The following is a 14,815-nucleotide window of genomic DNA, read 5'->3' on the forward strand; positions in this document are numbered from 1 at the left end:
CTCGGTCACGATCGGACTCATGCGAGGGCGTGGTGGGTCGGGGTGACGGGGGACGTCGCGCCGGCCGGGGCCCCGGAGGACGCGGCGGCCGGGAGCGGGCGCAGGACGGTGGTGAGGACGGTGGAGGCGACGACGCGGCCGCGGTGGACCACGACCCGCTCGTCGGAGGCGCGGGCCATCGCGTCGGTCAGCGACGTGCCGCGGAGCGCGAGCACCTCGGCCGGCTGGCCGGGCTGCAGCTCGGTCGCGGGCAGGCCGATCGCGGCGCGGGCGGCCGTCGAGACCGCGTGCCACGCCTCGGCGGGCGTCAGGTGCGCGGCCATGACGAGCAGCGCGGCGGTCTCCATCGCGTCGGAGCGGCCGACGGCGTTGAAGGGATCGCGCACGTTGTCGGCACCCGCGGCGACGACGACGCCGGCGTCCAGCAGGGCGCGGATCGCGGTCAGGCCGCGCGGCGGCGAGCTGGGGCGGTCCCGGGCCTGGAGGTAGAGGTTCGTCTGCGGCAGCGTCACGACCGCGACGCCGGCGGCGGCGAGCTCGGCCGCGATCCGCGCCTGGGTCTCCGGGTCCTGGACGCCGAGGGACACGCAGTGCGACGCGACGGTGCGGCCGCCGAGGGTGGGGCGGACGGCGGCGAGGGCGGGGCGGGCGGCGGATGCCGCGGGGCCGAGGGCGGCGGACCCGGCCCCGTCGGCGGGGGCGGACCCGCTCGTCGCCGCCGCGTCGCGGGCGGCCACGCCGGCCGCGAGGTCGCGCACCCACAGCGCGCCGGGCGCGAGCTGCTCGTCGACGTGGAGGTCCAGCGGCAACCCGAGCTCGTCCGCGATCGCGACGAGCTCGGCGGTGGCGGCGACCGGATCGGGGTCGACGTGCGGGCAGCCGCCGACGACGTCGGCGCCGCGGGCCATCGCCTCGCGCAGCAGCGCGCGCATCTGCGCGCCTTCGGTCCCGGCGGGGCCGGTGACGGGCGGCGTCACGAGCGCGACGAGCTGCAGGTCGCAGAGCCCGTCGGCGCGGAGCTCCTCGCGCAGCGCGACGAGGACGTCCAGGCCGCGCAGGCCGATGCCGGGGCCGACGTCGACGTGCGTGCGGATCGTGGTCGTGCCGTGGGCGACGAGCTCCAGCGCGGCCTCGCGGGCGCGGCGGGCGAGGTCCTCGTCGTCGAGGGTGGCGCGGTGGGCGCGCCAGGCGGCGATCGCCCCGGGCAGGTCGCCGGCGGGGTTCGGCGCGGCGTCGCCCGACAGCGCCTTGTCGAGGTGCGCGTGCGGCTCGACCGGGGCCGGCAGCAGCACGAGCCCGGTGCAGTCGACGACCTGCTCCGCGCCGGAGAGGTACCGGCGGTCGGCGGAGTCGAGGCCCTCGTCGCCGTCGACGGACTCGCCGGCGTCGGCGCGATGCATGCGGGGGACGAGCGCCCGGCCGCGCTCGAGGACGAGGCCCGTCGCGGTGTCGCAGCGCAGGTCCAGGCGGGCCCCGTCGCCGCCGATCCCGCCAGTGAGCAGCAGCGTGGTCATCGGACGACCGCGGCCTCCGCGGGGGTGGCGTCGACGCCTGCCGCACCCGGCAGCGTCACGCCCAGGCGGGGCAGGACCTCGCGCGCCATCAGGTCCATCTGCTCGCAGACCTCGTCCTGGGTGAGGCCCGGGAGCTCCGGGAAGAGCAGCGCGTGGCGCAGGTCCAGCGTCTCCATGAACTCGCCGAGCACGTCGACGACGTCGTCGACCGAGCCGAAGGCCATGGCGCGGGACGCCCGGGTCTCCTCGAGCGTCGGCGCGTAGTCGAACGGCAGGTCGCCGCCGTAGAGCCCGAAGCGGCCGTACGGCGAGAGGAACTTCACGTACTCGTCGTGGCCGGGCCGGCCGCGCTTCATCGCGTGCTCCGTGCTGTCGCCCACGTGGAACATCAGCTGCATCGCGCGGCCCTCGCCGGGGGCCAGGATCCGGCCGACCTTCGCGGCCTCGTCGGAGAAGAGGTCCCAGGTGCGCTTCATCCGCTCCGGCGACGCGAGGGCGAAGACGCCCTGGAAGCCCTGTTGCGCGACGTAGCTCGTCGTGCGCGGCGACCCGACCGGCTGGAAGATCTCGACGTCGCGCTGCGGGCGCGGGACGAGGGTGAGCTCCTGGACGTCGCGGCCGCGGTCGGGGATCCCGGCGGGCGGCAGGTCGTAGTGCTTGCCGTGGAAGGAGAACCGCTCCTGCGTCCAGGCGCGCTGGATGATCTCCATCGCCTCCTCGAACGCCTCGCGGTTGGCGGCGTCCGCGTCCTTGGACATCTGGTTGTCGCCCGAGGCGACGGCCGAGCCGAGCGGGATCGACTCGCGGGGCACCGTCCCGCGGCCGACGCCGAAGACCATCCGGCCGCCGGTCAGGACGTCCGCCATCGCGAAGTCCTCGGCCAGCCGCAGCGGGTGCCAGGTCGGCACGACGTTGAACGCCTGGCCGAACCGCAGGCGCTCCGTCATGCCCGCGAGGTGCAGCCCCATCGCGACCTGGTTGGGGACGACCTCGTAGCCCTCGTACTGGAAGTGGTGCTCGGTCAGCCAGAGCGTGTCGTAGCCCAGCGCGTCGGCGTGCTTGGCCCAGACCTCGACCTTGCGGTACGCCCGGACGACCTCGTCGTTGGAGTACCGGCGGTCCTGCGGGGAGGGCCCGTCGGCACCCGCGTCGGGCATGTCGGTGGAGGCGTAGAGATGGATGTCGGCGCGCATGCAGAGTCCCTGTCGGAGGCCGACGGTAGGGGCTCGGAGGCGGCCCCGCTCAAATCTTGGCCACCGGGACAACGCGATGACGCAAACGATTGTCCGGGCGTCCCAGATGGGGTCCCGAAGGGCGAAATCGGGGCGATGCACGGCTATCGTCGGCCACCGTGAGCACGACGCCGGACCGCCTCCTCCAGACCCCGGACCACCGTCCCGGGGCCGCCCGGGACGCCGGACGGCGCGGCTCGCGGGGCCGGGCGTGAACCGCCGGCTGCACGAGCTCCGCGGCCCGGACGTCGTCCCGGCGCTCGGCCCGAACTCCGTCCTGGTCCAGCCCGTCGGCGCGATCGAGCAGCACGGCCCGCACCTGCCGCTGTCGACCGACCTGCTGATCGCGGAGACGCTCTGCGAGCGCGTCGTCGCCGAGCGCGGCGACGAGCTCGACCTCTGGCTGCTGCCGCCGCTGGCCTACACCAAGAGCGACGAGCACGCCTGGTCGCCGGGGACCGTCTGGCTCAGCGCGACGACGATGCTCGCGGTCCTCGACGACCTCGGTCGCTCGCTGGCGACGCTGCCCACCAAGCGCCTCGCGTTCGTCAACGGGCACGGCGGCAACTCGGCGCTGCTGGCGGTCGCGGGCCGCGAGCTGCGGCGGCACCACGGGCTGATGACGTTCCTCCTGCACCCGCGGCAGCCGCCGGCGACCACGCCGGCGGCGAAGGCCGGAGCGGCAGGCGCCGGGGCCGACACGGCGCCCGAGGCCGCCGAGGCGGACGACCCGGTCCCCGACGAGCTCGGCATGGGCATCCACGGCGGCCGGGACGAGACGTCGATGGTGCTGCACCTGCGGCCCGACCTCGTCGACCTGTCGCTCGCGGTGCGGGCCGTCCCGGAGGAGATGGCCGAGCGCGAGCACGTGCGCTTCGGCGGCGACGTCGCGTTCGGCTGGTGCAGCGACGACCTCTCGACGACCGGCGCGGTCGGCGATCCGACGCTCGCGGACGCGGAGCTCGGGCGGCGGCTCGTCGACGGGGCGGTCGCGTCGCTCGGGGACGCGCTGGCCGAGGTCGCGACGTTCGAGTTCCCGGTGACGTCGTCGGGCGGGCCGTCGTGAGGCGCGTCGGCCCTGCCGCGTCCGGGCGTCGGCCGGGCGTCGTCGGAGGATCGGCGACGTCGTCGGGGACCGGCACCGCGACCCGCGTCGGCGAGCGCCCGGACGGTCCACGGCGCCGCCGCCGATCACGGGCCGCCCGATGACCGGCGCCCTCCTCGTCCGCGGCGCGTCGTTCGTCTGGACCGGGTCGGAGCTCTACGAGGACGCCGACGTCCTCTGCGACGCCGGCCAGGTCGTCGCCGTCGGGGCCGACCTGCCGGGCGCCGACGGGATGACGGTGATCGAGGGGATCGGCTGCCTCGTCTCGCCGGGCCTCGTCAACGCGCATCACCACCTGCTGCAGAGCGCGTTCCGGACGCTTCCCGGGACCCGGCACGTGCCGATGCGGGAGTGGCTGCCGACGATGGCCGCCGCGTACGGGCGGGCGCAGCTGGACGCCGAGCTGGCGGGCGCCGCGGCGGCGGTGGCGGTCGCCGAGGGCCTGCTCTGCGGGGTCACGACCGTCGCCGACCACGTCCTGAACTGGCCCGCCGACGTCGACGGGCTGGACGTCGCCGAGGCGATCGCCGACGCCGCGCGGACGCTGGGCGGTCGCCTGGTGCTCGTGCGCGGCACCGCCGGTGACGACGCCGACGCGGCCGCGTCGGAGGCCGAGCGGCTCGTCGGGCGCTTCGGCGCGCGCTCGGAGGACGGGATGTTCGCGCTCGCGGTCGGCCCGGCCGGCGTGCACTCCGACGGGCCCGAGACCTTCGCCGCGCTGCGCGAGGTCGCCCTGCGCCACGGCCTGCAGCGCCGGACCCAGGCCAACGAGCAGGTCGACGTGCCGATCGCCGTGCAGCGCCACGGCCGGCGGCCGCTGGAGCTGCTCGAGGAGTGGGGCTGGCTCGAGCCCGGCGTGACCGTCGCGCACCTCTGCGAGATCACCCCGGACGAGCTGCGGCTCGTCGCCGCGTCGGGGGTCACCGCGACCCACGCGCCGGCCTGCGACCTGGCGATGGGCTGGGGCCTGATGCCGGCCGGCGCCCTGATCGACGCCGGCGTGACCGTCGGCCTGGGCACGAGCGGCGGCGGCTCCAACGACGCCGGCCACCTGCTCGCCGACGCCCGCCTGGCGATGCAGGCCTCCCCGCTGACCGGCCGCGCCCTGACCGCGCTCGAGGTCCTCGGCATGGCGACCCGCGGGTCCGCCCTCGGCCTGGGCCGCCCGGCCCTGGGCCGCCTCGACGCCGGGTCCGCCGCCGACCTCGTCCTCTACGACCTGCGCGGCGTCGCCGACGCCGGCGTCGCCGACCCGGTCGCGGGCCTGATCTGGGCCTCGCCGGGGCGCCGGCCGCGGGACGTCGTCGTGAACGGCGTGCCGGTCGTCCGCGACGGCGTGCTCCTGGCGGAGGACGAGACGCGCGTGGCGAACCGGCTGGCCCGGACGCTGGCGCTGCGGGGCGTGGCGTGAGCACCGGGCGCACCGGGCGGACGCGTCCGTGTCGTCCCCGGGCGGGCGTCCCCCTCCCGCGTCGGGCCGCCCACGCGGGTCGGGCCCGATGACCGCCCCGTCCGCGACCACGTCCACGGTGGCCGCCCCCACCGGTGGTGCACCCGCCGCGACCTACGACGCGATCGTCGTCGGGGGCGGCCACAACGGCCTGACCTGCGCGGCGTACCTGGCGCGGGCCGGGCGACACGTGCTGGTCCTCGAGGCGCGGGACACCGTCGGGGGCTGCGCCTCGTCGGTCGACGGGTTCGACGGCGCGCGCTTCAACGTCTGCAACTGCGACCACGCGCTCGTCCGCGCGACGGGCGTGATCGAGGAGCTGGAGCTCGCCGACCACGGGCTGCGGTACCTCGACATGGAGCCCGGCCAGCTCGCGCTGCCCTGGGACGGCTCCACGCCGTGGCTGCTCTTCCACGACGTCGAGCGGACCCTGCACTCGCTGTCCCTGACCCACCCGACGCAGGTCGCGGGCTACCGCCGCTACGTCGACGAGCTGCTGCCCGCCGCGCGCCTCGTCCTGGCGATGACGACGGGGGTCCCGACGCTGCGCGGGGTCGCCGGGCGCCTGGCCCGCCACCGCGGTCGGGGCGCGCGGGCGCTGCTGCGGCTGAGCCGGCGCAGCGCCGCGGACGTGCTGCGCCGCTACTTCGACGACGAGGCGCTGCTGGGGTCGCCGGCGACGACCGGGCCGGCCGTCTGGGGCCTGTCCGCCGAGACCCCCGGCACGGGCCTGGGCGCGCTCGGCTACGCGCTGCGCCACGCCGTCCCCGTGGGCCGGCCGATCGGCGGCTCCGGGGCGCTGACCGACGCGATCGCCGCGGCGGTGACCGCGGCCGGCGGCGAGATCCGCACCGGCGTCCGGGTGGCGGCGATCCGCTCCGCCGGGGGCCCGGCGCGCGGCGTGACGCTGGAGGACGGGACCCGCATCGACGCGACCACGGTGATCGGCGCCGGGGACCCGCGCACGACGCTCGTCGACCTGCTCGACGCCCCGCCCGCGGCGGCCGGCGACCTGGTCGCGCGGTGGCGGGACCGCGCGGGCGGCGAGGGCTACGAGAGCAAGATCGACGCCGTCGTCGACGTCCTCCCCCGTCCGCGCGGCCTGACCGACGCGTACCTCGCCGCGGTCGGCGTCGACGACCCGCTGATCGCCACGATGGTGGTCACGCCGACGCTGGCGTCGATCGCCGACGCGGCGACCACGGCGCGGGCCGGTGGCATCGCCGCGCGGCCGCCGATGCTCGTCAACGTCCCGTCCGTGCTCGACCCGACGGTCGGGCCGCGGGACGACGCGCACGCGGGGGCGGGCCGGCCGCCGGACGCCACCGCGACGTCCGGTCCGTCGGCGGGGGGCGGCGGAGCCTCGGGCCCCGGCGACGTCGGCACCGCAACCCGGGGCGCCGGCCACGTCTTCTCGCTCGAGGTCCTCTTCACCCCCTACGCGCTGCGGGGCGGGTGGGCCGGGTCCGGCGAGCCGGAGCGGTGGCTCGCGGCGTTCGCGGAGCTGATGGAGCCGGGGTTCCTCGAAGGCGTGCGCGCCTGGCGGAACGTCGGGCCGGAGGACTACGAGCGCGACTTCTCGATGCCGCGCGGCTACGCGTCGTCCTTCGCGGGCGGGCCGCTGACGGCGCTGCTCGGCCGCGACCGCGAGCTGACCCGGTACGCGACCCCGGTGCCGGGGCTGTTCCTCACCGGCGCGGGGACGTTCCCGGGCGCCGGGGTCTCCGGCGCTCCGGGACGGAACGCCGCGGGCGTGGTGCTCGCGGCGACCGGGGGCTGAGCCTGGCTGAGGCGGGCGCCGGGCGCCCGCGGTCGACCGGCGGAGCCGGTCGGGTCGGGGGCGGCCCGCGAGGGGCCGGTCGGGTCGGGGTGGAGCCGGCGCGCCTCGGCGACCGGCGTCGGGTGACCGGCCCGCCCGCGAGGGGCCGGCCGGGCGATGGTGGGGCCGGCGCCTACAGGCGGCCGGCGCCGGTGCGACGCGCGTTGAGCACGACGTAGAGCAGCAGCACGATCGCGAGGATGCCGAGGATGCCACCCCCGATCGCGACCTTGGCGATGAAGAGCACCAGCGCCACCACGGCGAGGGCGAGGACGAGTCCGTAGAGGTTCATGCCCGTCCTTACCCTGTGACCGCGAGCACACCCGGCCGGAACGCCGCACGCGGACGAACGATCGAATCTGGGCGTCGGAGCGTTTGCGCCGGCGGGGTCATGGGCAGGCCCCGGCCTCGCCGCCTGTCCGGCCGCCGAGCTCCCGCCAGCCGGATCGACCGCGCCGGGGACGCGCACCCCTCGAAGGCCTATGTCGCTGATGAATAGAACGATTCACCAGCGACATAGGCCTGGAGACACGCGTGTCCTCGGACGGGCAGGAGGTCGTCCGTCCGTCGTCCGCAACACGCCGCCGGCGTGCGACCGGAACCCCGGGACGCACCGTCGTGCGCGGGCGGACCCACGATCGCCCGCGGGACCGCGACGGTCAGGGCAGCAGCAGCGAGAGCCCGACCAGCGCCGCCGGGAGCGCGACGAGCGCCGCGACGCCGGCGAGCGCCAGCGCCCAGGAGCCCGGGTCCACGACGGCCGCGGTCCGGCGACGGGCGACGCCGTGGTGGCGCATCGGGCGAGGGATGTGGATGGTGCTCATCGGACCTCCGGACGGACGGGGCCGGGGGCCGCGGTCGAGGCGCCCCCGCGAGGGCCGGCGGCTCCGCCCTCACCCGTGTGGTCGGCCGGGCGGGCCGGATCCCGGAGACCGGGGCGGCCGCCTCGACGGGTGGACGACGTCGCCCCGTGGAGGCCGGCCCGTCCCTCGTGCGTCAGACCACCGCGGTCGCCGGCGCGGCCGGCGCGGCGGGGCGCGGGCCCGGGGTCACGCGCAGGTCCGCGTAGGCGCGCGCCAGGCGGACGACCGCGTCCTCCAGCTCCTCCGCCGGTCGGGTGTACGGCAGGCGGAGGAAGCGCTCGAAGGCGCCGTCGACACCGAAGCGCGGGCCCGGCACGACGCGCACGCCGTGGCGCTCGGCCGACGCGGTCAGGGCGGAGCTGACCGGGGCCGGGAGCTCGACCCAGAGCGAGTTGCCGCCGGGCGTCCGCTCGACGCGCCAGTCGGGCAGGTGGGTCGCGAGGGCGGCGATCAGTCGGTCGCGGCGCTCGCGCAGCATCTCCCGGCGGTCGTCGAGGCTCGCCTCGTGGGCGGTCAGGAGCTCGGTCGCGGCGAGCTGCTCGACGATCGGGGTCCCGAGGTCGAGGCCCGGCCGGATCCCCGCGAGCGCCGCGATCGTCGCCTCGTCGGCGCGCGCCCAGCCGATCCGCAGGCCGCCCCAGAAGCTCTTGCTCGTGCCGCCCACGGTGATCACGACCGCGCCCGTCGGGTCGTGGGCGGCGAACGGCGCGGGCGGCGGGCCGTCGAGGTTGAGGTCGGCCATCGTCTCGTCGACCACGAGCGTCGTGCGGGTCCGCGCGGCCGCGGCCGCGATCCGCGCGCGGCTCTCCGGGTCCATGCAGCGGCCGGTCGGGTTGTGGAAGTCCGGCAGCAGGTACGCCAGCCGCGGGCCGGTCTGCTGCAGCGCCGCGATCACGCCGTCGACGTCCCAGCCGGCGCCCGGCAGGCCGACCGGCACGGGGCGGCATGAGGCGCGCTGGATCGCGTCGATCGCGTGCGGGTACGTCGGGTGGTCGATCAGCACCCGGTCGCCCGGTCCGGCGAGCAGCTGGAGGACGAGCACGAACGCGTGCTGCGCACCGCTGGTGACGAGGATCTGCGCCGGCGTCGTCGGCAGGCCGCGCGCGGTGTAGCGGTCGGCCAGCGCCCGCCGGAGCTCCGGCACCCCGAGGGCCTGGTACCCGTGGCCGGGCAGGTGGGCCGGGAGCGCCGACAGGGCCGCGGCGTAGGCGGCGTGGACGCCCGGAGCGGCGGGCAGGGCCGCCGCGCCGAGGTCGATCACCCGCGGGTCGTCGTCGGCGACGAGGCCGCCCAGGCCCCGGCCCGCCGCGCCGGCCGGGACGCTGGTCCGGCTCCCGGAGCCGTGCCGGCTGACGAGGTGGCCCTGCTCGCGCAGGCGCCCGAACGCCGTCGAGACGGTCGTCCGGCTGACCGCGAGCACCGAGGCGAGCTCGCGCTCGCCCGGCAGCCGCACGTCGAGCGGGACCCGCCCGTCGAGGATCAGCAGCCGGATCGCGTCGGCGAGCTGCACGTACAACGGATCGCCACCCGATCCGGCCCGCTCGTCGTCCCGCCACGCGCCGAGCTGGCGGACGAGGGAAGCGCTGCTGATGCTGCGAGGCGTCATCGCAGACCACTCTGACGCAAGTGGCCCTGGATCGCAAGTCCACTTGGTGTCACCTTGCTCTCATGGCCCGCCCCTCCGACCCCACGAACCCCGTCGACCGCACCGCCTCCGCCTCGGGCACGAGCCCCGTCGACCGCTTCCTCGCGAGCACCCCGGCCGCCGCCGCGGGCCGCCCGGCCGGCGGCCCGGTCGCCCGCGGCGTCGCCCGGCAGGCCGAGCTCCGGAGCGCGCTCCTCGGCGGGCGCCCGTCGCTGGACGGCGCGGGCGACTGGACGATCCGCACGGCCAACGCCGGCGACGGTCCGGCCCTCGCCCGCCTCGCCGACCTGGACAGCGCGACCCGGATCCCGAGCGAACCGGTCCTCCTCGCCGAGGTCGCGGGCACGCCCGTCGCCGCCATCGGGATCCTCGACCGCCGCGTGATCGCGGACCCGTGGATCCCGACCGCCGCGGCCGTCGACCTGCTGCAGGCCAACGCGGCCGAGCTGCGCGGCGCGGCGCGCCGGCGCGCCTGGGCCGAGCGGCTCCGCCGCCCGCGTCGCGGCGCCGAGCGCCGCGCGCGCGTCGCGGGCTGAGGCCCTTCACGGCGGGCGCGGCGGACCGGTCCCGCGCGCGTCCGCCCCGTCGGCCGGCCGACGCCGCGCGCCTCCGCCGTCCCCTACGGCCCGAAGAACGGCCGCCCGTCGCGCTCCGCCAGCCGGCGGCGCACCTCGTCGAGGCGGCCGATGGTCGCCTCGAGCTCCGGGGAGCGCGCCCCGACCCGGGCGCGCTTCGCGCACTGGGACGCGATCTGGTCGCGCACCTCGTCGAGGTCGAACCGCGTCGGCCGGCCGTCGCGGAGGACGACCTCGCCCGCCACGATCACGTGCCGGACGTCCTCGCCCGTCTCCGACCACACGAGTGACGCCTCGAGGATCCGGGCGCCGGCGAGGCCGGTGCCACGGCGGTCCAGCAGCGCGACGTCCGCCGGGGCGCCGGGATTCAGCGCGCCGAGGCCCGGGACGCCGAGCGCGTGCCCGCCGCCGGTCGTCGCCATCGTCATCGCGTCGATCGCGCTGACCCACCGCTCGTCCGGGTCGCGGTGGATCAGGGCCGCCAGGCGCATCGCGATCCAGGCGTTCTGGTCGTCGCCGGAAGCCGCGCCGTCGGTGCCGACGCCGACGTTCGCGCCGGCCTCGAGGAGCGCCGCGATCGGCGCGCGGCCGGAGCGCAGGCGCTGGTTGGCCGCCGGGTTGTGGGCGACCGTCGCGCCGCGCGCGGCGATCAGGCCGATGTCGTCCTCCTCGATCCACACGCAGTGGGCGAGCGAGACGCGCTCGTTCAGCACGCCGAGCTCGTCGAGCGTCCGCACCGCCGACTTCCCGTCGCGGCGCCGGGCGGAGGCCGCCTGGACCCGGGTCTCGACGCAGTGCAGCTGCATCGTCGTCCCCGTCCGCTCGGCCAGCGCGGCCATGCCACCCATCAGCTCGTGCGACGCCCACTGGACGCCGCTGCAGCCGGTCAGCAGGTGCATGCGGCCGTCCTCCGTGCCGTGCCAGCGCGAGATCGCGTCCTCGGTGATCGCGAGGAACTCGCTCGTCGGCATCGACGGCACCTGCTGGGGCATCATCATCCGCAGGCCGGCGACGTCGACCCCGAGGTCGGCCGCGAGCAGCAGCGTCGCGTCGTCGTCGGAGAGCAGCGGGGAGACGCCCCCGCGGATGCCCGAGTCGCGGTAGGCGCGCATCGCGCCGTCGAACGACGCGGGCGAGATCGGCGTCATCACCAGGTGGTCGATGACCGACGTGCCGCCGGAGCAGAGCAGCTCGGCGGCGCTGGCCAGCGAGCACCAGTAGTGGTCCTCGGGGGTGTAGAGGCCGCTCTCGGCCATCAGCGTCGCGAGCCACGGCTCCAGCGTCAGGCCGTCGCCGAGGCCGCGCATCGGGTTCTCGGGTGAGTGCGTGTGCGCGTTGACGAGGCCCGGGACGGCCAGCAGCCCGGTCCCGTCCAGGACGTTCGCGGCCATCTCGCGGGAGGGCGACGGCGACGGGTCGACGGCCACGACGCGTCCGCCGGCGATCACGAGGTCGACGCCCGTGCGCAGATCGCCGGGGGCGACCAGGACGTCGAGGTCGATGACGACGAGGTCGACCTCGGGCTCCCCCACCGGGACCTCGTCGGTGGTCGTGGCCAGGGGGGCGATCTCCTCGAGGACCGCGCCGGCGGGGGGATCCGGCGCGCTCATGCCGCCGCCCGCCCGGCCGGCGCCTCGGCCGCGTGGAACGTCACCGGCAGGCTCCGGTAGGTGCGGATCAGGAGCGTGGGGTGCAGCGCCGCGGCGTCGGGATCCATCGTGATCCGCGCGTAGCGCTCCCGCAGGCGCTCGAGGACCACGCGCGCCTCGAGCCGGGCGACGTGCGCGCCGAGGCAGACGTGCGTGCCGCCGCCGAACGCGACGTGCGCCGCACCGGCCTGGCCGGGGGCACCCTTCCCGCCGTCGGGCCGGGGCGTGGCGCCGCGCCCGACGTCGAAGGCGTGCGGGTCGGCGAAGACCCGCGGGTCGCGGTTGGCCGGGAGGACGCCGCACTGCACGACGTCGCCGGCACGGATGGTCGTCCCGTGGAGCTCGAAGTCGACCATCGCGACGCGGCCCATCGAGAGCGCGGGGCTGACCCAGCGCAGGGACTCCTCGACCGCGGGGCGGATCAGCGACGCGTCGGCGCGGACGCGGTCCCACTGGTCCGGGTGCTGCGCGAACGCCTCGACCATGCCGGCCAGCAGCGTCATCGTCGTGCTCGTGCCGGCCGCCAGGGCCTCCATCGCCTGGGTCAGGACGTCGTCCCAGGAGAGCCGCCCGGCGTCGTGCTGCGTGAGCAGGAACGAGAGCATGTCGGTGCCCGTCGCGGCCCCGGCGTGGCGGGCCCGCGCGAGCGCGTCGATGTCGGCGCGCAGCTGCAGGAACGCGGCACCGGCGCGGTCGAGGTCGTCGGGGGCGACGAGGTCGGGCGAGAGCAGGACGTCGATCGCGACGGTGTCCTCGTGCAGCAGGCCGAGCAGGCGCTCGAGGTCGTCCTCGGGCAGCCCGAACAGCGCCTGGAAGACCCGGGCGGGCATCGGCCGGGCGACGGCGTCGACCCAGTCGACCTCGCCCTCGTCGGGCAGCGCGGCGAACAGCTCGTCGACGAGGCCCTCCACCAGCGCGGTCACCTGGGCCTCGACGTTGTGACGGGTGAACGGCTTGGTGAAGGCGCCGCGCACGCGCTTGTGCTCGACGTCGGGGAGGTTGATGAGCAGGCCCTCCTGGACCCGCTCGAGGTCGCTGCCGGCGCCGAACGGCCGGGTCTCGTCGTAGCCGCGGACGGCGTGGATGTCCGTGCCGCAGCGCGTGCGGTCCTTGAGGATCTCCTGGACGTCGTCGTAGCGGGTCAGGAGCCAGCGGCCGTCGCCGGTGGGGTGGACGGGGTCCTCCTCGCGCAGCACGTCGAAGGCGCGGTGCAGGCGCGACGGCAGCTCGGGGTCGTACAGGTCGAAGCCGCCCGCGGAGGGGTCGGTCGTCGTGGTCATGGGGTGGTGCTTTCGGTGTCGCCTCCGGGGGCCGCGGGTGTCGCGGGCCGGGACGGATTCGGTGCTGCGTCTGGGATCGGGGCGGGCACCTCGCGGTGCGGCCGGGGAAGGACGTTGCGGCCGGGGCGCGGGCCCGGGGACCGGGTCGAGGGGAGCGCCGACGTGCGGCTGCCGGGCGCGCGGTCGCGTATCACGGCGACCGACCCGGCGCGGCCCGGCACGGCCGGGCCGCCGGGGCTGCCGGCCATGGGCCGGGTGGCGGCGGGACCGGTGGTCCGGCCCGGCGTGGCCGGGGTGCCGGCGGGACCTGCCGCCCGGGCCTGCGTCGCGCGCGCGCCGGCCGGGCCGGACGTCCGGCCCGGCGTCGGGCGCCGCCGTCCGATGCCGAACGCGACGGGGAGGGCCGCCGCGTGGAGGGCGATCGTGCTCACGAGCCGCCCCCGAGGTCGGCGCCGACCCACGCGAGGGCCGCCGCGACGACCGGCTCCTCGCCCGGCCCCGCGACGCCCGACAGGTCGACGCCCGCGACCCCGTCGACGGCCAGCGCCCGGCCGGCCGCGGCGATCGCGCGGTCGACGGCCGCGGCGGTCGGATCCGGGGCGTCCAGTGCCGCGAGCACGTCGGCCGGGACCGCACCGGGCAGGAAGGCCTCCAGCCGGCGGGCGCCCGCCGTCGAGCAGACCAGCGGGACCGAGACGAGGATCCGCAGCGCCGGGGCGAGGGCCCGCGTCGCCACGACGAACGCCCCGAGCGCGTCCTCGTCGCCGGCGTGGTTGACGATCACGACGTCGGCGCCGGCGGCCGCCTTGCGGGCCGCCCGCGCGGGGCGCTCGTCAGCCGGCGGCGCGCTCGGGGACTCCGCGACCGAGACCGCCAGGCCGCTGCCCGCCGCCAGCGCGGCGAGGGCGACGGCGTCGAGGTCGAAGACCGGCAGCGCATCCGGCCGACCGCCGGTCAGCGGGTGGTCGCCGGTGACGCAGTGGACGGCCGCGACGCCGGCCGCCGCGAGCCCGGCGAGCTCGCCCTCCAGCGCGACGCGGTTGCGGTCCCGGCAGTTGAGGCTCGCCCAGGGCCGCACGCCCTCGGCGGCCACGAGCGTCGCGCGCAGCGCCGGCGGCAGCTGCACCCGCGCCCACGGCGCGTCGCCCAGCAGCGCGGCGTCGACGTGGCCGGCGAGCACGCCGGCGGTGCGACGCAGCTCGTCGGGGTCCGGGCCCGACGACGGCAGCTCGGCGACGATCAGCGGTCGTGCGTCGAGCACGCCGAGCAGCGCGGCCGCCGGGGCCGCGAGGGGGACGCGGCCGACGGGCCTGGTGCGCGGCGCCGCCGCGCCCGGCCCGACGAACGCGCAGGGCCGGTCCCCGGTCTCGCAGCCGCCGTCGGACCGGACGCCTCCGCACGGCCCGTCGACCATCGTCTTCGGGCAGTCCGCGACGCCGGGGCGCGGAGCCCGCCGCTCCGCGGCCCCCGACCGGATCCCGGCGGGACGGCACGCGGCGCCCGTGGGCCGGCGCGCGGGGCCCGCAGGGCCCAGGGGCTCCGGCGTCCGGGGCGCGGAGATATCGGTCGCGATGGTCACTCGGAGGCCCCGGGTCCAGCGGCGCCTGGTCGCGGATGACGTCCTTGAGCGTCACCCCGTCGATGAGCTCCATCGCCATGTACGGGATGCCGTCCCAGTCGCCG

The 14,815-nt window shown here is 77.5% G+C and carries 12 protein-coding genes; 4 read left to right on the top strand and 8 right to left on the bottom strand.

Annotated features, from left to right (window positions below; translation table 11 throughout):
- Window positions 1-17: 17 nt before the first annotated feature.
- Window positions 18-1,514: an amidohydrolase family protein gene (locus tag AB0L40_RS04980; protein ID WP_364350086.1), complete on the bottom strand. Its 1,497-nt coding sequence runs from the start codon at window positions 1,512-1,514 to the stop codon at window positions 18-20.
- Window positions 1,511-2,707, bottom strand: a complete 1,197-nt coding sequence (locus tag AB0L40_RS04985; protein ID WP_364350089.1) for an LLM class flavin-dependent oxidoreductase — start codon at window positions 2,705-2,707, stop codon at window positions 1,511-1,513. The genes AB0L40_RS04980 and AB0L40_RS04985 overlap by 4 nt, the downstream gene beginning before the upstream one ends.
- A gap of 250 nt (window positions 2,708-2,957) precedes the next feature.
- Between AB0L40_RS04985 and AB0L40_RS04990 the strand changes: the two genes are divergently transcribed.
- From AB0L40_RS04990 to AB0L40_RS05000, 3 genes are all read left to right on the top strand, one after another.
- Window positions 2,958-3,812 (top strand): creatininase family protein, encoded by an 855-nt coding sequence (locus tag AB0L40_RS04990; RefSeq protein ID WP_364350092.1) that lies wholly within the window; start codon window positions 2,958-2,960, stop codon window positions 3,810-3,812.
- A 139-nt stretch (window positions 3,813-3,951) separates the two neighbouring features.
- The gene (locus AB0L40_RS04995; RefSeq protein WP_364350095.1) at window positions 3,952-5,262 is read left to right on the top strand and encodes an amidohydrolase family protein; all 1,311 of its coding nucleotides are present in this window, start codon (window positions 3,952-3,954) and stop codon (window positions 5,260-5,262) included.
- Window positions 5,263-5,350: 88 nt separating this feature from the next.
- On the top strand, window positions 5,351-7,081 hold the full coding sequence (locus AB0L40_RS05000; protein ID WP_364350098.1) for an NAD(P)/FAD-dependent oxidoreductase: 1,731 nt from the start codon (window positions 5,351-5,353) through the stop codon (window positions 7,079-7,081).
- A gap of 172 nt (window positions 7,082-7,253) precedes the next feature.
- On the opposite strand, the gene AB0L40_RS05005 is transcribed toward AB0L40_RS05000, so the two are convergent.
- The 3 genes from AB0L40_RS05005 to AB0L40_RS05015 all read right to left on the bottom strand — a co-directional run bounded on the left by AB0L40_RS05005 (window position 7,254) and on the right by AB0L40_RS05015 (window position 9,589).
- Entirely contained in the window at window positions 7,254-7,412 is a 159-nt protein-coding gene (locus AB0L40_RS05005; RefSeq protein WP_364350101.1) for a hypothetical protein, read from the bottom strand.
- Window positions 7,413-7,779: 367 nt separating this feature from the next.
- Entirely contained in the window at window positions 7,780-7,944 is a 165-nt protein-coding gene (locus tag AB0L40_RS05010; RefSeq protein WP_364350104.1) for a hypothetical protein, read from the bottom strand.
- A 172-nt stretch (window positions 7,945-8,116) separates the two neighbouring features.
- Complete coding sequence (locus AB0L40_RS05015; protein ID WP_364350107.1) at window positions 8,117-9,589, bottom strand: PLP-dependent aminotransferase family protein; 1,473 nt, start codon at window positions 9,587-9,589, stop codon at window positions 8,117-8,119.
- 62 nt (window positions 9,590-9,651) lie between these two features.
- Between AB0L40_RS05015 and AB0L40_RS05020 the strand changes: the two genes are divergently transcribed.
- On the top strand, window positions 9,652-10,164 hold the full coding sequence (locus tag AB0L40_RS05020) for a hypothetical protein (protein ID WP_364350110.1): 513 nt from the start codon (window positions 9,652-9,654) through the stop codon (window positions 10,162-10,164).
- An 83-nt stretch (window positions 10,165-10,247) separates the two neighbouring features.
- On the opposite strand, the gene AB0L40_RS05025 is transcribed toward AB0L40_RS05020, so the two are convergent.
- The 3 genes from AB0L40_RS05025 to AB0L40_RS05035 all read right to left on the bottom strand — a co-directional run bounded on the left by AB0L40_RS05025 (window position 10,248) and on the right by AB0L40_RS05035 (window position 14,711).
- Complete coding sequence (locus tag AB0L40_RS05025) at window positions 10,248-11,813, bottom strand: amidohydrolase family protein (protein WP_364350113.1); 1,566 nt, start codon at window positions 11,811-11,813, stop codon at window positions 10,248-10,250.
- Entirely contained in the window at window positions 11,810-13,132 is a 1,323-nt protein-coding gene (locus tag AB0L40_RS05030; protein ID WP_364350116.1) for a cytochrome P450, read from the bottom strand. Before AB0L40_RS05030 ends, AB0L40_RS05025 begins: the two co-directional genes overlap by 4 nt.
- Window positions 13,133-13,559: 427 nt before the next feature.
- On the bottom strand, window positions 13,560-14,711 hold the full coding sequence (locus AB0L40_RS05035) for a methylenetetrahydrofolate reductase C-terminal domain-containing protein (protein WP_364350119.1): 1,152 nt from the start codon (window positions 14,709-14,711) through the stop codon (window positions 13,560-13,562).
- Window positions 14,712-14,815: the final 104 nt, after the last annotated feature.

The organism is Patulibacter sp. NPDC049589 (genome assembly GCF_040675535.1).
GTDB lineage: Bacteria > Actinomycetota > Thermoleophilia > Solirubrobacterales > Solirubrobacteraceae > Patulibacter.